18 protein-coding genes are annotated in these 17,537 nt (G+C 65.6%); 6 read left to right on the forward strand and 12 right to left on the reverse strand.

Annotated features, from left to right (window positions below):
* Window positions 1-76 precede the first annotated feature (76 nt).
* Entirely contained in the window at window positions 77-1,048 is a 972-nt protein-coding gene (locus tag ASF79_RS08715; RefSeq protein WP_055780470.1) for an LLM class F420-dependent oxidoreductase, read from the reverse strand.
* 112 nt (window positions 1,049-1,160) lie between these two features.
* Between ASF79_RS08715 and ASF79_RS08720 the strand changes: the two genes are divergently transcribed.
* Window positions 1,161-2,468: a CoA transferase gene (locus tag ASF79_RS08720; RefSeq protein WP_200933554.1), complete on the forward strand. Its 1,308-nt coding sequence runs from the start codon at window positions 1,161-1,163 to the stop codon at window positions 2,466-2,468.
* A 65-nt stretch (window positions 2,469-2,533) separates the two neighbouring features.
* The gene (locus ASF79_RS08725; protein WP_055853799.1) at window positions 2,534-3,373 is read left to right on the forward strand and encodes a DUF3097 domain-containing protein; all 840 of its coding nucleotides are present in this window, start codon (window positions 2,534-2,536) and stop codon (window positions 3,371-3,373) included.
* Between the two features lie 8 nt (window positions 3,374-3,381).
* On the opposite strand, the gene ASF79_RS08730 is transcribed toward ASF79_RS08725, so the two are convergent.
* The gene (locus tag ASF79_RS08730; RefSeq protein ID WP_055853803.1) at window positions 3,382-3,885 is read right to left on the reverse strand and encodes a DUF427 domain-containing protein; all 504 of its coding nucleotides are present in this window, start codon (window positions 3,883-3,885) and stop codon (window positions 3,382-3,384) included.
* A gap of 70 nt (window positions 3,886-3,955) precedes the next feature.
* On the opposite strand from ASF79_RS08730, the gene ASF79_RS08735 reads away from it, so the two are divergent.
* Window positions 3,956-4,855 (forward strand): hypothetical protein, encoded by a 900-nt coding sequence (locus tag ASF79_RS08735; protein ID WP_235500700.1) that lies wholly within the window; start codon window positions 3,956-3,958, stop codon window positions 4,853-4,855.
* Window positions 4,856-4,867: 12 nt separating this feature from the next.
* Here the strand turns inward: ASF79_RS08735 and ASF79_RS08740 are convergent, their stop codons facing one another.
* Entirely contained in the window at window positions 4,868-5,188 is a 321-nt protein-coding gene (locus ASF79_RS08740) for a GNAT family N-acetyltransferase (protein WP_055853807.1), read from the reverse strand.
* 149 nt (window positions 5,189-5,337) lie between these two features.
* Between ASF79_RS08740 and ASF79_RS17785 the strand changes: the two genes are divergently transcribed.
* Window positions 5,338-5,466 (forward strand): hypothetical protein, encoded by a 129-nt coding sequence (locus ASF79_RS17785; RefSeq protein WP_268750580.1) that lies wholly within the window; start codon window positions 5,338-5,340, stop codon window positions 5,464-5,466.
* Window positions 5,467-5,496: 30 nt separating this feature from the next.
* Here the strand turns inward: ASF79_RS17785 and ASF79_RS08745 are convergent, their stop codons facing one another.
* The 7 genes from ASF79_RS08745 to ASF79_RS17320 all read right to left on the reverse strand — a co-directional run bounded on the left by ASF79_RS08745 (window position 5,497) and on the right by ASF79_RS17320 (window position 13,108).
* A complete protein-coding gene (locus ASF79_RS08745) occupies window positions 5,497-6,771 on the reverse strand; it encodes a hypothetical protein (protein ID WP_055853809.1) in 1,275 nt (424 codons plus the stop codon).
* 108 nt (window positions 6,772-6,879) lie between these two features.
* Window positions 6,880-7,779 (reverse strand): glycosyltransferase family 2 protein, encoded by a 900-nt coding sequence (locus tag ASF79_RS08750; protein ID WP_235500701.1) that lies wholly within the window; start codon window positions 7,777-7,779, stop codon window positions 6,880-6,882.
* A gap of 5 nt (window positions 7,780-7,784) precedes the next feature.
* A complete protein-coding gene (locus ASF79_RS08755) occupies window positions 7,785-8,594 on the reverse strand; it encodes a CDP-alcohol phosphatidyltransferase family protein (protein WP_055780454.1) in 810 nt (269 codons plus the stop codon).
* A gap of 2 nt (window positions 8,595-8,596) precedes the next feature.
* Window positions 8,597-9,664 (reverse strand): glycosyltransferase family 2 protein, encoded by a 1,068-nt coding sequence (locus ASF79_RS08760; protein ID WP_055854667.1) that lies wholly within the window; start codon window positions 9,662-9,664, stop codon window positions 8,597-8,599.
* Window positions 9,665-9,842: 178 nt separating this feature from the next.
* The gene (locus ASF79_RS08765; RefSeq protein WP_235500702.1) at window positions 9,843-11,600 is read right to left on the reverse strand and encodes a S1C family serine protease; all 1,758 of its coding nucleotides are present in this window, start codon (window positions 11,598-11,600) and stop codon (window positions 9,843-9,845) included.
* Between the two features lie 141 nt (window positions 11,601-11,741).
* The gene (locus ASF79_RS08770) at window positions 11,742-12,407 is read right to left on the reverse strand and encodes a PKD domain-containing protein (RefSeq protein WP_156366191.1); all 666 of its coding nucleotides are present in this window, start codon (window positions 12,405-12,407) and stop codon (window positions 11,742-11,744) included.
* A gap of 137 nt (window positions 12,408-12,544) precedes the next feature.
* Window positions 12,545-13,108: a hypothetical protein gene (locus tag ASF79_RS17320; RefSeq protein WP_156366192.1), complete on the reverse strand. Its 564-nt coding sequence runs from the start codon at window positions 13,106-13,108 to the stop codon at window positions 12,545-12,547.
* 75 nt (window positions 13,109-13,183) lie between these two features.
* On the opposite strand from ASF79_RS17320, the gene ASF79_RS08775 reads away from it, so the two are divergent.
* Window positions 13,184-14,389: an aminotransferase class I/II-fold pyridoxal phosphate-dependent enzyme gene (locus tag ASF79_RS08775; RefSeq protein ID WP_055854670.1), complete on the forward strand. Its 1,206-nt coding sequence runs from the start codon at window positions 13,184-13,186 to the stop codon at window positions 14,387-14,389.
* Between the two features lie 2 nt (window positions 14,390-14,391).
* Here the strand turns inward: ASF79_RS08775 and ASF79_RS08780 are convergent, their stop codons facing one another.
* Window positions 14,392-14,967 (reverse strand): YdeI/OmpD-associated family protein, encoded by a 576-nt coding sequence (locus tag ASF79_RS08780; RefSeq protein ID WP_055853819.1) that lies wholly within the window; start codon window positions 14,965-14,967, stop codon window positions 14,392-14,394.
* Window positions 14,968-14,979: 12 nt separating this feature from the next.
* Entirely contained in the window at window positions 14,980-15,816 is an 837-nt protein-coding gene (locus ASF79_RS08785) for a carbon-nitrogen hydrolase family protein (RefSeq protein ID WP_055853824.1), read from the reverse strand.
* 42 nt (window positions 15,817-15,858) lie between these two features.
* Between ASF79_RS08785 and ASF79_RS08790 the strand changes: the two genes are divergently transcribed.
* Entirely contained in the window at window positions 15,859-17,535 is a 1,677-nt protein-coding gene (locus tag ASF79_RS08790) for a glycoside hydrolase family 13 protein (RefSeq protein ID WP_055853827.1), read from the forward strand.
* Window positions 17,536-17,537 lie beyond the last annotated feature (2 nt).

Genomic DNA, 17,537 nt, shown 5'->3' on the forward strand with positions numbered 1-17,537 from the left:
TTCGAGAGGAGGTTGCGCGTGTGCAACAATCTCGACCCGAGTTCTATGCCCGGTCCCCTCGACGAATATTTCGCGCTTAGAGTGCGCGGAGCTTCTCCAGCAATGGCTCGGCGACCTCGTCGAGGAATCGCTGCTGAAGTTCATCGCCGATCTGCACGATCGCCACGTCGGTGAACCCGGCGTCGAGGTACGGGCGCACGCTCTCGGCGAGTTCGTCGAGATCGGGACCGCAGGCGATCTGCGCCGCCACATCCTCGGGACGCACGAACTGAGTGGCGCCCTCGAAGCCCGCGGGAGTCGGCAGGTCCGCGTTTACCGCCCAGCCACCCGCGAACCAGCGGAACTGCTCGTGAGCCCGGGCAATCGCATCCTCTTTGTCAGGCGCCCAGCTGATGGGGATCTGCCCGATCGACCGCGAGGGTGCGCCTCCCGAACGCGCCGCCGCCCAGCCGGAGACGAGCTCCGCCGACGGCTCGGTCGTGATGAGGTGATCACCGAGAGGGGCGAACCGCTCGATCGATTTCTCGCCCGACACGGCCAGTCCGATGGGGACCCCGCCCTCGGGCACATCCCAGATGCGGGCCGAGTCGACGCGGAAGTACTCGCCCTCCCACGTGACGAGATCGCCGGTGTGCAGCTGACGGATGATCGTCACCGCCTCCTCAAGCATGTCCTGGCGTGGCGCGACCGACGGCCACCCTTCGCCGACGACGTGCTCGTTGAGGTTCTCGCCGGATCCGAGTCCCAGAATGAACCGGCCATCGCTCAACAGCTGCATCGTGGCTGCCTTCTGGGCGATCACTGCGGGGTGGTAGCGCATGGTCGGGCAGGTCACATAGGTGGCGAGTTCCACCCGTTCGGTGGCCTGAGCGACGGCACCGAGCATCGACCAGGCATACGAGGCGTGACCCTGCTCGGTCAACCAGGGTGAGTAGTGATCGCTCGAGACTTCGAAGTCGAACCCTGCTCGCTCGGCATCGACGGCGTAGCCCACCAGCTCCTTCGGGCCGCTCTGCTCTGTCATGAGGGTGTATCCGAACCGTGTCATAGACGTGCCTTTCTCGTGTGCGTGCTCTTCACGCTACGAGGTCGTCGAGCGGGCTGTCAGGGGTTGTCCTCGAACCGACCATGTGCTGGCCCAACGGGAGTAATGTCCTCGCATGACCCGCTTCGAGTCCCCGGCTCAGCATGACGATCGTCTCCTTCGGTTGCCCGACATGGCGCGTCTCCGACGACTCCTCCCGTCGAATCTGGATGTCGCGGGGCTGGCTTCGCGCAGCGTGGCCGATTTCGTCGGGGCGATCAACGACTACCTCGTCGCCGCCGGCAGCCCTCCCAGACGGTGGTCGCTGGATGCGGATCGCATCGCGGGCGCCTACGGATGCGACCGGCTCCTGCGCCAGAACGGCCAGCCCGTGCAGATGTTCGCCGAGCTCTCCGGATTCTTTCCCACCCGCGACGGGTGGATTCGCACCCACGCGAACTACCCCCATCACCGAGGGCGCCTCTGCCTGGCGATGGGACTCGACGACACGGCGACGGCCGCCGACTTCGCCGCGAAAGTCTCTGGTCTTGACGCTACAGACGTCGAAGATGCCGCGTGGCCCGTCGGGGCGCTCGCCGTGCGGGTACGCGAGCCCGGTGAATGGACGCCGTCGGAAGGCGTTGTCGTCAGCGACCACCTCGTGGATCGTCGCGAGGCGACCCGCCAGCCGCGCGACCGACCCGGAGGGCCGCTGTCGGGCATCCGGGTTCTCGACCTCACGCGGGTGATCGCGGGTCCTGTGGCCACACGGAGCCTCGCACTCCTCGGGGCTGACGTGCTGCGTGTCGACCCGCCCGCGATGCCCGAGATCGCCGTTCAGCACATCGACACGGGTCAGGGCAAGCGCTCTACGTTCATCGACGGCAAGGCCTCTTCGGGGCGCGCCAGGCTCGACGCTCTTCTGGCCGAGGCAGACGTTCTCGTGAGCGGCTACCGGCCCGGCGCGATCGAGGCTCTCGGATTGACCGTACCCCCGGGGCTGGTGCACGCAACGGTGAACGCCTGGGGCGAGGAGGAGAGCTGGAGGGATCGACGGGGCTTCGACAGTCTCGTGCAGGCGGTCACGGGTATCTCGATGATCGAGTCACGGTCGACTGCGGATGAACGGCCCACCCCCGGGGCTCTGCCGGTCCAGGCACTCGACCACTCCGCCGGATACAGGCTCGCCGCGGCGGTCGTACGCGCCCTCACGCGCCAGATCGAGCACCCGTCAGGTCATCGCATCTCTGTGTCGCTCGCCGGTGTCGCCGCCGAGCTTCTCGAAGCCCGTCCGGGAGTTCGGACGACGGAGGGCGCGGCGCTGACGAACGCGGTCGTCGTCACCCACGGCGACGTGACGACCGCCCGACCCGCCCTCGCCGAGTTCGCCGACTACGCCTCGATCGCGCATCCACTCGGAACCGACTCGCCTACGTGGGTCTGACGGCCCGAGACCGCGCCCAGCGAGTCTCTCGGGCTGGCCTGTCGTGAGTTGCTAACGTCGACCAGATGAACACCGACGATCGCTATGGCTCCGACGTACTGGCCGACTTCTCGAGGCGTCCAGCCAAAATCGACCTCCCGGTCGTCGAGGCCGTCACCGATCTCGTTCTCGAAGACGTCGCGAGCGACTTCTGCGGCTCCGTCGTGCGGATCGAAGGACGGATGGTCGAGCTGGAGGATTGGAAAGGCCGCCGCCGCATGTTCCCTCTCGGACCGGGCTTCCTCCTCGAGGGCACTCCGGTGGCCGTTCGCGCTCCTCGAACGAAGCAGACCGGACTCGGACGCACGGCATCCGGCTCGATCGCGGGGCCGCAGGAACGAGCACGCGTCGCCAGGGCGAGCCGCATCTTCGTCGAGGGCCGACACGACGCCGAGCTCGTCGAGAAGGTCTGGGGTTCCGACCTGCGGGCCGAGGGCGTGGTGGTCGAATATCTCGAGGGTGTCGACCACCTCGAGGAGGTCCTCGCCGAGTTCCGGCCCCGACCAGGGCGGCGTGTGGGAGTTCTCGTCGACCATCTGGTTCCGAACTCGAAGGAGAGCCGCATCGCCGAGAAGGTCGCTCGCGGCCCCCACGGCGCGAACGTGATCGTCGTGGGCCACCCCTACGTCGATGTGTGGCAGTCGGTGAAACCCGCCAGACTCGGGCTCACGGAGTGGCCGGTCATTCCTCGCTCCATCGAGTGGAAGCACGGAATCTGCGAGGCCTTCGGGTGGCCGCACGCGGAGCAGGCCGACATCGCGCGCGCCTGGCAGCGCATCCTCTCTCGGGTGTCGACCTACACCGATCTCGAGCCCGAGCTACTCGGCCGTGTGGAGCAGCTCATCGACTTCGTCACGGCCGAATAGGGCTCGCCTCACCAGCCGAGAGTTCCCGGCGCGCCCTTGAACGGGCCGACCACCCGCGAGGTGATCCACCCGCCGTAGAAGTCACCCTCCTGCGGCGTGACCGCCTCGCCGTCGACGGTGCAGGAATCCATGGCCGACGGATAGACGGCGACCCTGTCTCGAAGCTCGTCGAATCCGGCCGTCGGCGTGGGATAGAACCAGCCCGCGCCCTGCGCCACATGTCCTCCGCCCTGAAGCGTGACGTATTTCGCGGATCCCTTGAACTCGCAGAACGAGCTGCCGGACGCGGGGCTGAGCACCCCGTCGGCGAAGTCGGCACGGGGCACGTAGTACACGGGCGGATGGCTCGTCTCCAATACTCGGCGAGCGTCGGTCGTATCGGCTATCACGACACCGCCAAGGGTGATCTGGATGCGTTCGGTCGATTTCTCGACACGAGGAGGGCGTGGGTAGTCCCACACCGACTCTTGGCCGTCTTCGGGAATCTGGGCATGCGCGGGTCGAGTTTGCATGTGTCGACGCTACGCCTCTCGGGTTCGAAACGTAGGATGATCACCCCACCGACCGAACGAAGGACTCTCAGTGGCGAAGAAGCAGAAACAGATCGGCGAGGCCCAGCCAGGGCCGACGGTCTACGACCCGGACCTGCACCCGCAGTTCACCAAAGGCATCGACGGCCTCTTGAGCGTGCACCGCCCGGTCGTGATCGCGCACATCCGATCCATCCGCAAGATGCATCCGAACGCGACGACCGAGCAGATCATCAAGATCCTCGAGACCCGCTATCTCGCCGCCGTCACGACAGGCGGCGCAGCCGTCGGCGCAAGCGCCGTGATCCCGGGAATCGGAGTCGGCATCTCTCTCGCCCTCACGAGCGTCGAGACGGCGGGGTTCCTCGAGGCCAGCGCCCTGTTCGCGCAGTCGATCACAGAGGTACACGGCATCGCCGTCGACGACCCCGATCGGGCACGCACACTCGTGATGTCGATGATGATGGGTACCGCGGGATCCGATCTGGTCAAACAGTTGGCTGGTCAGGTGACGGGCACGGGTGCGCCACGAAACCAGTACTGGGGCACATTGGTGACGCGCAGCCTCCCCCAGTTCGCTATCGGACCGATCGCAGACCGGATGAAGACCACGTTCCTCAAACACCTGGCCGCTCGGGCGGGAGCAGGGGCTGTCGGTCGCCTCGTGCCCTTCGGCGTCGGCGCCGTGATCGGCGGAACGGGCAATCACATCCTCGGACGCAAGGTCGTTCACAGCGCACGCTACGCCTTCGGCCCTCCCCCGCCGTTCTTCCCTGCGAGCCTCGAGCCGAAGGTCGTCGTGCCGCGAGAGAAGAAGGCGCCTCGCCAGAAAGAGTTGTCGAACGAGAAACGACGTCGGCCGCGCATGCTCACCCGCTCTCGTACGACGCCAGAGCCCGACGTGCTGGCACCGGATGCTCCGGGTTCGCAGTGGCCGGACGTGCGAATCTGAGTCGATGGGGCCTCAGTGACGTTCGGGGGTCTGGCCGGTCTCGGGTGCGTCCACTCCCGCCGGAGCGTCGACCAGATCGGCGAAGTCGTTGTGCTTCCCGAGATAGGACGACACCATAGGGCAGCGAGCCACGATGCGCATTCCCTGAGTGCGACAGTCGTTCAGCGCGTACTCGATAAGCGTCGTCGCCAGACCTTGCCCGGTGTGGGCGGCGTCGACCTCGGTGTGGGTGAAGACCCGACGAGGCCCGGCGTCTCGGTAGTCACAGCGGGCCACGACCTCGCCATCGATGCTCAGCTCGTAGCTGTGTCCGGAATCGGTGATATCAACCATGGTCTCTATTGTGCTTCGATTCGGCGACTCGCACATCAACGTGGTGAATTGCTGAGAGTCAACTGCTAGGGTTGACGAAGTTACACATTTGTTACACATATGAAGGCGAGGTGAGAGCATTGTTCGCACGTTTCACAGAAATCACCCCGGTGAGCACGACGCTAGCCGATACCGGCGTTGCCTTCGTACCCATGCTCGTCGCCGCAGCCGTCGTTCTGGTCGTCATCGGCATCGCCGTCGTTCTGGTGCGCATGCGACTCGCCCGCGTCGAGCGCTGAAGACAGCCCTCAGCTCCCCGCTCCCTGTCGTCAGTCCGACTCTTCGGTGACAGGCTCGTGGTCGTCGACAGCGCCATCGTCGGCGTGTAGCGCCGCGTTCCTCTGCCACTCGGCCATCAGCCCGGCGATCGCTTCGTGGAAACGGCGCGTCGTGGCACCGGGCGTCGTATCGCCGAAGTATCGCTCGACCCAGTACGCGAGGCGAGCCTCTGCTTCCGGGTCATGCTCGAGCGCGTCGATCCGCGACACGATGTCGACGGCCTCATCGGCGTCGAGCCACTCGGCCTCGAAGAGATAGCCGCTCGAGTCGATCTCGGCGAGGGCGTTCGCCGGGCGTGTCACGAACAGCGGCTTGCCGCTCGCCAGTCGGTCGTAGACCATGGCAGAGATGTCGACGATCGCCATGTCCGCCGCAGCGAGCTGCCACCCCAGCTGGGGGCCGTCGTCGTAGACGTGCTGGGCCCGAGGATCGGCGCTGTTGGCCTGCGCGATCAGCCTGATGATCTGCTGGTTCGCCGCGGCATAATTCGCATCGACGACACCGCTCCGGGGGTGGGGCCGGTAGATCACGCGATGCTTTCCGGTCGCCAGAAGCTGCGTCACGAGGCCGACTCCGTGGGTCGCGATCGACCCGTATGCTGCAGACGGCCGATCGCCTTCCCACGTGGGTGCATAGAGAACGACGCGGCGCCCATCTGGAGTGTAGGGAACCGGCCCCGAGTAGTGGTCGGCCTGAGGTCGTCCGATGCGGATCGCCCGCTTGTCGAAGTCGTAGTCCCACAGAACACGGTTGAGTCTCGCGACAGCCGCCTCTCCGGCGACAAGGCTGTAGTCGTAGGCCTTGAACTGGTTTGTCGTCATGTACATCTTGTCGCTCTCACCATGGTTGATGAAAACGTGCCAGCGGCGCCCGTAACGCATCATCTGGAAGTTGCGGGTGTTCTGATTCACATAGAACATGATCTTGAGCGGCTGCTCTTCGATCAGGCGCTCGAGATCGACGACCTTGCGCACGTAGGCGACCGGGAGCGGGGACTCGTCGAGGAGAGCGTTCATCGCCGAGGGGCTTCGGCTGAGGATCACGACGGGCCAGGTCTTCGACAGCTCGAGCAGCGGCTCGTACCACTGTCGGAGCTGATAGAGGTTGACGTCGCCATCGGCGAAGTACACCCCGATCTCGAACGTTCCGGGCGCGAACTCGGGCCGACGAGAGAGCTTGTGAGCGAGTTGACCCCGTGTTCGTCGCGACTTCATCAGGTCCACTCCGACCTTGAGACCGAGCTTGGCGTCGCGAAGAATTCCCACGTTTCAAGGGTACTCAGCCTCCGCTGCGGCCCCCGACCAGGGGGCTCTACCGGTAGCCAATCGTGATCAACGAGCTCGAGGCATCCGGGAACAGCGCTGGTGCGCCGTCTAGACGATCGGCGGCCTGCCGGCCCTCGTCATCCGCGCGACGGTGCGCCAGCGCATAGGCCGCCGCTCGCCGGCGTCTTCGCGCCAGCCTGCGAGCCAACCACCGAACCAGGCACGCAGTGCTGTCGGGCGGCGGGCCCAGCGAAGAATCTGGATGCCTGTCCACGCGCCGACGTAGACGGGAACGAGCACCGCGGGCAGGTTGCGCTTGGCCAACCAGACCCGGTTCCGGGCGTTGAGACGGTAGTAAAACGAGTGCCGGGTCGGCTCGATGGCCGGGTGATTCGCCACAAGCTCGCCCGCGTACCAGGTGATGAGGCCCTGATCCCAGACGCGCCACGCGAGCTCGATACCCTCGTGTGCGTAGAAGAACGGCGCCGCCCACCCACCCGTCGCATCGAAGACGGATCGGGGCAGGAGCACCGCGCCCTCCCACACGGAGAAGACGGGCGACGAGACACGAGGGTCGCCCTTGCGGATGCGCGGGGTCCAGCGACGGGGATTCGTCACGCCCCGCGGGTCGACCACCCGCGGCTGCAGGAGTCCGATGCGCTGATCTCGTCGGATGACATCGATGGCGTCGAGGAGGAAAGTCGTCGACGGGATGCTCGCGTCGTCGTCGAGAAAGAAGATGAACTCCCCCGAGACCGCACTGACGCCAGCGTTGCGGCCCGCGGGAATACCGAGGTTCTCGGGCAGGGCCAGCGAGGCGACGCCATCCGGCAGCCCCTCCGGCACCCAGCCGTTGCCGACGCAGACGATGTCGAGCACTACTCCCGTCTGAGCGAGAATCGACTCGAGACCGCGGCGCAGGTCATCGGGCCTCTTGCCCTGGGTCAGCACGACGACCCCCACGGCGGGCGTTTGCGCCTCGGGCGTCGGCACCCCGGGCGTTGGCACGTCGCCTATGAGCGCACCCGCTTCGACGCCATGATCGCGACGAAGTGTCCGATGAGAGCCAGCACCGCGAGGGGCAGCAGAGCGCTCACCAGGATGCGGTCGGCAAGAGGACCTCCGATGACGAGGCCGAGGGCGGCGAAGGCGAACGCCAACATCGTGAGTTCGACGGAGTGGTAGAGGCGGTGGAAGGGGACGAATCGAGCCAGTCTGCGCAGCCGCGCAACAAGACGCTGAGACGGCTCGGATTCCCCCTGCTTGTCGGCGAGCTTGCTGAGCCCCGCGTTGGCCCGGGCCACATGCACCATGTCGTTCAGTGCCTTGTTCAGAACGATGACGAGGGCGAGGGCGAAGCCCAGAGTCGTCCAGAGATAGTCGGCCGGTGCGTCGAACGGAAAGCCGGCCGCCCGGATGCCGAGGGCGATGGGAATCAGCGATTCGGTCGTGTAGTGGCCGACCTTGTCGAGGAAGACACCGGCGGGAGAGGAGGTTCCCCGCCATCGCGCAACCTCGCCGTCGCAGCAGTCGACGAGCATCTGCAACTGGCCGAGCACGAGAGCGAGGAAAGCCCCTCCGATGCCCGGGATGAGAAGCGCGGCCGCCGTCGACCATCCCACGAGGATCATGAGGCCGGTGACCCCGTTCGCCGAGATCGACGTCTTGAGCAGCAACCAGGTCAGATAGGGAGAGATGTTGCGCAGGTAGAGCGACGCGGTCCAGTGCTCGGCATTGCGGCGGCCTCGAACCTCAGGAGGCTGGGCGACAGCGCGCAGCTCGGCGATCGAGGACGGCCGTCCTCGCGTTGACGTCGGTGACACGGTTACCTTCCGGTGTGCGCGGTGATATTGCTCGTGAGCTTCAGGAACCCCAGAATGAAGCCCGTTCCCCAACTGAAGTGGATGCACGGCAAGACTACGAGAAACCATGCACCCGTGCGAATACCTCGACGGGCAGCGATGCCGATCGACGCCACGACCACGAGCAGCAGGTAGAGAATCGGAAAGATGAAAAGCGCCGTGAAGATCCAGGAGATCACCAGCGCGGGGCCTTGGGCGTTCCCGACCAGGCCGAAGTACCCGAAGCATCCCAACAGAAGGCCGAGAGCCACGCTGAGCACCGCCACGGGCGGAGCGAAGTACTTGAGCGCGTTAGAGCTGAAGAACCGCCGGGCCAGATCACCCCGCCAGAGGCCTGTGGAGAAGAATTGCCGGCCGAGCTTCTCGAGTGACGGCCGCGGGCGGTAGACGACCGTGAGCTTCGGCGTGAACCAGACGACGCCCCCGGCTTCGCGCAGGCGCCGGTTGAGCTCCCAGTCCTGGCCGCGGCGGATCTCCTCGTTGAAGAGGCCCACCCGCTTGATCCACTCGCGGCGGAAGACCCCGAGGTAGACCGTCTCCGCCGGACCTTCTTCACCACCGAGGTGGTGTTGACCTCCTCCGAGTCCGATTGCCGACCCGTAGGCCGCGGCGACGGCATCCTCGAACGGCGTTGTGCCTTCGGCCTGCATGATGCCGCCGACGTTCGCGGCATTCGTGCGCGCCATCGTCTCGACGGCGATCCGCGTGTAATCCGTCGGAAGCACCGAATGCGCGTCGACCCGAACAACGATCGGATTGTGCGAGGCGTTGATCGCCACATTCAGGCCGCTGGGAGTCGAGCCCGTGGGGTTGTCGATCACCTGGATGCGCGGATCGACCCTCGAGAGACGCTCGACGAGCTCGGTGGTTCCGTCGATGCTCGGTCCGAGCGCCACGATCACATCGAACGGACCGCGGTAGTCCTGAGAGAGCAGACTGTCGATCGCCGCTTCGACGTGGGTGACCTCGTTGAGCACCGGCATGACGTAAGAGACGCCGGGCAGTGAGCTCGCTGGGGTGTTCGGGGTCATGGCATCCACTCGTTGTGTTCTGGTGCCCTGTCGCACGCGGGATTCGATGTCGTCGCGCCGACACTGGCCGAACGAGCCTATCGCAGGCCTCATCGGCGCATCTGTTCGCGGTCTCCCCCGGCACGCAGCAATCCCCGGACAGCCGAAGCCGTCCGGGGATCGCCGACACGCAGATCGATTACTGGGTGAGCTCTCCGAGCTTCACATCGATGTCCTGGTTCTTGCCGTCACGGTAGACCGTGAGCTTGGCATCGGAGCCCGCAGCGAGACTGCGAACCTGCGCCGTGAGGTCGGTCGCGCCGGCCACGGGGATGCCGTTGAAGGCCGTGATCACGTCGCCAGCCTTGATTCCCGCCTTCTCCGCAGCTCCGCCCGATGAGACCTCTTTCACGAGGGCTCCTGCGGTGACGCTGGCGAGTGCCTGATCCGAGCTGGCGTCGCCCACGGAGGCACCGAGGAGTCCGTGGCTTCCGGCACCGTTCTTGATGATCTCTTCGGAAATGCGCTTGGCGAGGTCTGCGGGAATGGAGAATCCCACTCCGATCGAGCCCGACTGCCCAGACGAACTCGAGCTAGAACCTGCGCTGGCGATCGCCACGTTGATTCCGATGAGTTCACCCTTGTCGTTCAGCAGCGCACCGCCCGAATTGCCGGGGTTGATGGCAGCGTCGGTCTGGATGACGGCAAGCGAGATGCTCGACGTGGCCTGAGCCTGCTTCGGAGCTTCCGAACCTCCCTGGCCGGGAATGTCGAAGTTCCAGAAGTCGTAGGGGTTCTGCTGGGTGCCGTCGCCCGGTGCGCCGTTCTGGTCGGGAGGAGTCGAGTCGGTGTCACCCTTGGGCGCAGCGGACGACGCGACGGTGATCGCGCGGTTCAGAGCACTGACGATGCCGGTCGTCACCGTTCCCGAGAGGCCGAGTGGTGCGCCGATGGCGACAACGGAGTCACCCACGTTGAGCTTGGACGAGTCACCCCAGGTGATCGGAGTGAGGTCTTTCGCCTTGTCGAGCTTGACCACGGCGAGATCTGCCACGGGATCGGTGCCGACGAGCGTTCCGGAGAAGATCCGTCCGTCGTTCGTGGTGACCTGGATGGTCGGCTTTCCCGTCGCACCGTCGAGTGTCACCACGTGGGTGTTGGTGAGGATGTAGCCGTCGTCCGAGAGGATGACACCCGAGCCCGTTCCGCCCGACTGTCCGTCGTTGACCGAGAGCGTGACGACCGAGGGCGATGCCTTGGCGGCGACCGCCGTGGCGAGCGTCGCGTCATTCGCGTCGTTCACCGTGATGGTCTGCGGGCCGGATGCGCTCGAGCTCGAGGTCTGCTGGTTCTGGTTCAGCGTCAGCGCGGTAATTCCAGCCCCGGATGCGCCGCCGACGAGCGCCGCAATGGCAAGAGCGGCCACGATCAGGGTCGCTCCACGCTTCTTGGGGGCCTTGGAGCCGGAGGTGTCCGCTCCCGCGACCGGCGGCTGCTGAGGCGGCTGGCCGAAAGAGCCGTTTCCGTAGTTGCCCGGTGCAGCGGCGTAGGGCAGAGTCGGCTGGGTCTGGTTGGCCTGCGGCTGGTGGGGCGCATGAGGGCCCGATGGGGTCTGGTTGTGCGGTGCGGCGTACTGCGCGGTCGTGCCGTGAACAGGTTGGGTCGGCGCGGTGTGCTGCGGAGGCTGCGGTGCGGCGGCGGGCGTCTGCGAGTAGCCCGGGGTGTACGGCGCAGCTGCGGGCTGCGGAGTATGAGGCTGCGGAGACGAGGGCTGCGGCGCAGCTGCCTCAGGCTCGGTCGCCGGGTTGGGTGTCGCGGCGGATGCACCGGGTGCGTAGTGGGGGAAGGCGGGGGCGTGCTCGGTGGCGGCGGGGCTCGAACCGGTGTTCGTGGTGTCGTCGCGGTCAACGCCCTCGGCTGCCGCCGGGTTGATCGGGTTGTCGGTGTTCTCAGACAATGGGTGCTCCTTCCAAGCCACATAAGCATCGCCATCGAAGCTGGACGTTGGCTATACGTGGGCTGAAAACGGACTGCCGTATCGCTCGGGCCGAGCTTTGAGTTGCCACGGGCCGCATCGCGCTCAGCCATTCCAGGGGATTCAGCATCCCGGAGATACGCGTCGCTGACCGCAGTTGTCAGCCACGAGCACCGTCTTAGCGGCCTTCGCCGAAGCCGTCAGCGGCGGCGATGTGGAGGGCACCGTTCCCGCGAGCGCCTGCCACGCGCCGCCGCCGATTCGGTATTCCGCGGAATAGCGGATGGTGAGCGAGATCGTGTAGTCGCCGGCGCGATCGAAGACGTGACTCGTCGCTGTCTCTGAGAACTCGGCCAGGCCCAGAGCTGACCACGTGGCGCCGCCCGTTCCGCTCGTCATGCTGGAGCCGTCGCCGTGATCCCAGGTGAAGGACACAGGCGTGAACCGAACCTCGGCCGGAGTTCCCAGCAGGGTCGTCGTCACGATCGATGACGTGGCGTCGGCGTAGAAGTTCGTCGGAAGCCCGACCACCATGAAGCCCCTCGGCTCCATGCCTTGCGCGCTGACGGCCGGTACGAGGTGAGCGACTTCGCCCGTCGTGACGCCTGGCGCCGCTGGATTGCCCGCGTTGGGCGCGTCGAGCCGCACCTCGTCGCACAGCTCCTCATTCGTCGCGATGCACGGAACCTCGACACCGCCGCCCCCGGGTTCGCCAGACTCGCCGCCGCCGGACTCCTGAGCGCCGCCACCGCCACCCGATCCGCCGCTGCCGGGGCTGCTACCACCCACCCCGACATTGACCCCGCCGCCGGACACCTCCCCGCACCCCGATGTCCACTGATCGATTTGAGAACAACCCGCCGCGTTCGCAACAGAAGCGTGCACAGGCAGGAATATGCCTAAAACGACTAACGAGCTCAGAACTGCTACTCGCAGAAATTCTTTCCCGTCCATACCTTCCTCTCAGAAAGCAGGAAGAGTGAATCTTGACTGTGTTTCAACTCGACTTCAAATGGCGTAATCGACACACGGTCAGGAGAAACGAGGGAGTTGCCCTGGGAATCAAGGAGGTCAACAGCTCCCACATCTTCACAGATATACGCCCGAATCCGACTGTCGTCCCAGTCAGCAATTTCGACGTAAACGAGTCCAGTCGCTCCGGTAATCCGAAGACCGGCCTCACTAAGTTCGCTCATATTTTGAACGATCTCTTTGAGCGCTTCTCCCTCTGAAACCTGAGACAGCTTTGTAGTATCGGATCCTCCTTGGGCACCCACTTCATCGCTGACAGCAAGGAAACTCTTGTAACTCTCGGTCGCGATTGTTTTGGCTTCTTCACGAGATGTCGTTTGAGTCGCTATCGGAGACGCTGGGGTCGGTCCACTTCCGTTTTGGGGGCGAGCGCAGCCAGCTGCAGAAAGCATGACTATGACTAGGCCGCTTGCGAACAAAGATCGCCGAACAGACGCACCGCGTTTCTGACCGAACATGGGTACACCGTAAAGGATGACGGCGGATGACGGGGAAAGTTATCCACAGAGCCTCTGGCGGTAGGTTTGGTGTTCGTGACTATCTCCGGTTCTTGGCGGCGCACAGCGCGTGGCGCGGGCCTTCTCTCGCCCGACGGCTCCATCCGTTCCACGATCTTCGCCGAGATGAGCGCGCTCGCCACGTCGACAGGAGCGATCAATCTCGGGCAGGGCTTTCCCGACGAAGACGGCCCCGCCGAGATCCTCGATGCGGCACGACAGGCGATCAGCGATGGACTGAACCAATACCCGCCTGGCCTCGGAATGCCCGTTCTCCGCGACGCGATCGCCGCTCACCAGAAACGCTTCTACGGGCTCGATGTCGACGCTGAACGCGAGGTACTCGTCACGGCCGGCGCCACCGAGGGTCTTGCGGCCACGCTGCTGGCCCTCGTCGACGACGGCGACGAGGTGGTGACTCTCGAGCCTTTCTACGATGCGTACGGCGCCGTGATCGCCCTGGCCCGCGGCATCCATCGGACCGTACCCCTGCGGCTCCCCGCGTTCCTGCCCGACCACGACGAGTTGCGCGCAGCCGTGACCGACCGCACCCGGGTCATCCTGATCAACAACCCGCACAACCCCACCGGCACGGTGCTCCCCCGAGAAACACTCGAGCTGATCGTCGAACTCGCTCACGCGCACGACGCGATCATCGTGACCGACGAGGTGTACGAGCACCTCACCTTCGACATTCCGCACATCCCCGTCGCGACTCTGCCCGGCGCCCGGGAGCGCACCGTGACGATCTCCTCGGGCGGCAAGACGTTCAACACCACAGGCTGGAAGATCGGGTGGCTGACCGCACCCCACGAGATCGTCACCGCCATCCTCGCCGTGAAGCAGTTTCTGACGTTCGTGAACGGCGCACCTTTTCAGCCCGCGATCGCCGTCGGCCTCGGGCTGCCCGACCAGTTCTTCGAACAGATCGCCCGCATCCTGCGGTCGAAGCGCGACATTCTCTCGGCGGGACTCGTCAAGGCCGGCTTCGACGTCTTCACCCCGCGCGCCGGTTATTTCATCGTGGCCGATGCCGCACCCCTGGGGTACAGCGATGCAGCAGCGCTCTGCCGAGAACTGCCCGCTCTCGCCGGCGTCGTAGGAATTCCGATCAGTGCTTTCTGCGGCGAACAGCTCGCGGCCGAGTACTCGTCGCTCGTGCGGTTCGCGTACTGCAAGAAGGTCGACGTGCTCGAACGGGCCGCAGCCCAGCTCGCGCGCGCGGGGCGCGAGAGCCGCTGACCTCAGCCCGCGGGCTTCTCTCCACGCGCGAGCTTCTCGACCATTCGCTCGATGGCGCGAGCCCGACCCTGCTCCGTCTTCAGGGCATGGATGCGGTAGTACACCGCGAACCGGTTCTGCGCATTGAGGGTCGCGTAGAACGCCTGTGCGGCGGGGTTCCGCTCCAGAGCGATGAGAAAGTCCGGATGCGGCTGCGCATCTGTCGAGGTCGCGTATGCCCTGTCCCACCGGCCATCTGCCCGTGCCCGCTCGATCTCGGCCAGGCCGCGAGACGACATCCGGCCCTCGGCGATCATCGCCTCTGCCGCCAGGCGGTTGCGCATCGACCACGGGCTGGCAGCCCTGCGTGGTGTGAACCCTCGGAACGACGTGTACTCGTCGCGTGAGCGCGACTGCCCGTCGATCCATCCGAACTCGAGCGCCACGTCGAGCGCCTCGGCATAGGTGACCGTCGCGAAGGGCGCGCCTTTCTTGGCCACGATCAGCCAGATGCCGACTTCCAGATCCTGGTTCTTGAGCATCCAGTCGCGGAACTCGTCACGCGACGAGAATTGCAGGCTCTCCCGCTCCGCAGCCATATCAACCGCCTCTTACAGCTCTCGCGTTCCGAAGCGTCGCAGAGCCAGCGCAGGATTCACACGCCGCACCTCGTCGAGGCGTCCCCGGTCGATCCACGCGACGGCGACGTCTTCGTTCTCCGCGAGGGATGCGACGGTCACTCCCATCGGATCGACGACGAGGCTGGCCCCGACCCCGATAGGCGGCGTGTGATCGGCCGCGGCGACATAGATGGTGTTCTCGAGGGCCCGCGCGGTCACGAGCGTGCGCCAGTGGTGCTCCTTCAGTACTCCCCTGACCCACTCGGCGGGCACGAGCACGAGGTCCGCTCCGGCGTCGACCAGGCGCCTCGACACCTCGGGAAAGCGGATGTCGTAACAGGTCTGCAGCCCCACGGTGAATGGCCCGACGGTGAAGGTCTCAGGAGCCTCGATGGCACCAGGTTCGACGAAGTCGCTCTCACGCGACCCGAACGCGTCGTAGAGGTGGAGCTTTCGGTACGAGGCCACGAGCTGCCCAGACGGCGAGACGGCGACGACGGCATTCGAGAACCGTTCGCCCTTCAGTGTCGTCTCGATCATGCCCGCGACGATGTGGATCTGCAGTCGGCCAGCCAGGGAACGCAGCGCCGTGACGAATGCGCCGTCGAGTGGTTCGGCATTCTCGAGGAAACCCTCGCCGAACGGGTCGGAGAAGTACGACGAGTACTCGGGAAAGACGACGATGGATGCGCCACGCGACGCCGCCCGCTCGGCCAGCCTCGTGATCGTCGTCACGTTGGCGGCCTTGTCAGTGCCGGGGGCGAATTGGGCGACGCCGACGCCCAGGGCCTCGGTGAAATCGGACGGCGAGATTGACGGGCTGACCATTCCCACACCCTAGCGAAGAGGAGTGATGAGAGGATCGGTCAAATGACCATGACAGAGCCCGCACCCGAAACAGCCGCCTGGTGGACCCGCGCCGTGGTCTACCAGATCTACCCCCGGAGCTTCGCCGACTCGAACGGCGACGGCATCGGAGACCTCGGCGGCATCCGCTCGAAGCTCGACCATCTCGCCGAGCTGGGCGTCGACGTGATCTGGCTGTCGCCGATCTACCGCTCGCCCCAGGCCGACAATGGCTACGACATCAGCGACTACGAGGACATCGACCCCCTCTTCGGCACCCTCGAGGAATTCGACGTGCTGCTGGCCGAGGTGCACGAACGCGGCATGAAGCTCGTGATGGATCTGGTGGTCAACCACACGAGCGACGAACACCCCTGGTTCATCGAGTCACGGTCTTCGAGGGACAGCCCGAAGCGCGACTGGTACATCTGGCGCGACCCGATGGAGGGGCACGAGCCCAACGGCTGGACGAGTGCCTTCAGCGGTCCGGCCTGGACCCTTGACGCCGCGACGGGTCAGTACTATCTGCACCTCTTCGCGGCCAAGCAGCCCGACCTCAATTGGCAGAACCCCGAGGTGCGAGCCGCCGTGTTCGCCATGATGAACCGCTGGCTCGATCGTGGAGTCGACGGCTTCCGGATGGACGTCATCAACTTCATCGCCAAGACGGAGGCGGAGCTGGTCGGCGAGAGCGTGCAGCCGAGCATGGGCCCGCAGATCCACGACTACCTGCACGAGATGCATCGCGAGGTGTTCGCGGGCAGAGACACCGAGCTGATCACCGTCGGTGAGATGCCCGGAGTCACGGTCGAGGACGCGGCTCTGTTCACGGGAGCCGACCGCGAAGAACTCGACATGGTCTTCCAGTTCGAGCATGTCGGGCTCGATCACAGCGACGCGGGCAAGTTCGACAATCTCCCGTTCGATCTCGTCGCTCTCAAGACATCGCTCGCGCGGTGGCAGACGGGCCTCGCCTCGTCGGGCTGGAACAGCCTGTACTTCGGCAACCACGACCAGCCGCGCTCGGTTTCGCGTTTCGGCGACGACGCACGCTTCCGCTACGAGTCAGCCACGTTGCTCGCTGCGATTCTGCACCTTCATCGTGGCACGCCGTACATCTACCAGGGCGACGAGATCGGCATGACCAACGCCGGTTTCACGACGATCGAGCAGTACAAGGACATCGAGAGCGTGAATCACTACTCGGAGGTCGTCGCCGGGGGCGCGGACCCCGCGATCGTCCTCGAGCAGATGGCGTTCCGCAGCCGGGACAATGCCCGCACCCCCGTGCAGTGGACGCCGGGTCCGCAGGCGGGCTTCACCCACGCAGAGCCGTGGATCGAGGTCAACCTCAATGCCGACACGATCAACGTGCAGACCGACCGTGCTGCGGCGGACAGGTCGATCTTCGAGTTCTACCGTGGCCTCATCGCGCTGCGGCACGAGCTCGCCGTCGTCGCGCTGGGCGAATTCGCGCTGCTCGAGCCGGAGCATCCGACTCTCTACGCCTTCACGCGCACCCTCGGCAGCGATCGTCTGCTCGTCGTGGGCAACTGGTCGAGCGAGCAGCTGAGATTGCCGCAGGGCCTGACGGACGACGCCGGCACGCGGCTCATCGGAAACTACCCGGAGTGGGATATGCAGACACTCGAACCATGGGAGGTTCGGGTCTACTCTCGCGCGGAGCGGTCTGGCACCTGACA

The sequence above is a fragment of the Agreia sp. Leaf335 genome (assembly GCF_001423605.1).
Classification (GTDB): Bacteria; Actinomycetota; Actinomycetes; order Actinomycetales; family Microbacteriaceae; genus Agreia.

Bases quoted from the DNA above. Each gene is read 5' to 3' on its own strand.
- ASF79_RS08715 (WP_055780470.1), bottom strand. From the start codon at position 1,048: ATGACACGGTTCGGATACACCCTCATGACAGAGCAGAGCGGCCCGAAG.
- ASF79_RS08720 (WP_200933554.1), top strand. From the start codon at position 1,161: ATGACCCGCTTCGAGTCCCCGGCTCAGCATGACGATCGTCTCCTTCGG.
- ASF79_RS08725 (WP_055853799.1), top strand. From the start codon at position 2,534: ATGAACACCGACGATCGCTATGGCTCCGACGTACTGGCCGACTTCTCG.
- ASF79_RS08730 (WP_055853803.1), bottom strand. From the start codon at position 3,885: ATGCAAACTCGACCCGCGCATGCCCAGATTCCCGAAGACGGCCAAGAG.
- ASF79_RS08740 (WP_055853807.1), bottom strand. From the start codon at position 5,188: ATGGTTGATATCACCGATTCCGGACACAGCTACGAGCTGAGCATCGAT.
- ASF79_RS08760 (WP_055854667.1), bottom strand. From the start codon at position 9,664: ATGACCCCGAACACCCCAGCGAGCTCACTGCCCGGCGTCTCTTACGTC.
- ASF79_RS17320 (WP_156366192.1), bottom strand. From the start codon at position 13,108: ATGTTCGGTCAGAAACGCGGTGCGTCTGTTCGGCGATCTTTGTTCGCA.
- ASF79_RS08780 (WP_055853819.1), bottom strand. From the start codon at position 14,967: ATGGCTGCGGAGCGGGAGAGCCTGCAATTCTCGTCGCGTGACGAGTTC.
- ASF79_RS08785 (WP_055853824.1), bottom strand. From the start codon at position 15,816: ATGGTCAGCCCGTCAATCTCGCCGTCCGATTTCACCGAGGCCCTGGGC.
- ASF79_RS08790 (WP_055853827.1), top strand. From the start codon at position 15,859: ATGACCATGACAGAGCCCGCACCCGAAACAGCCGCCTGGTGGACCCGC.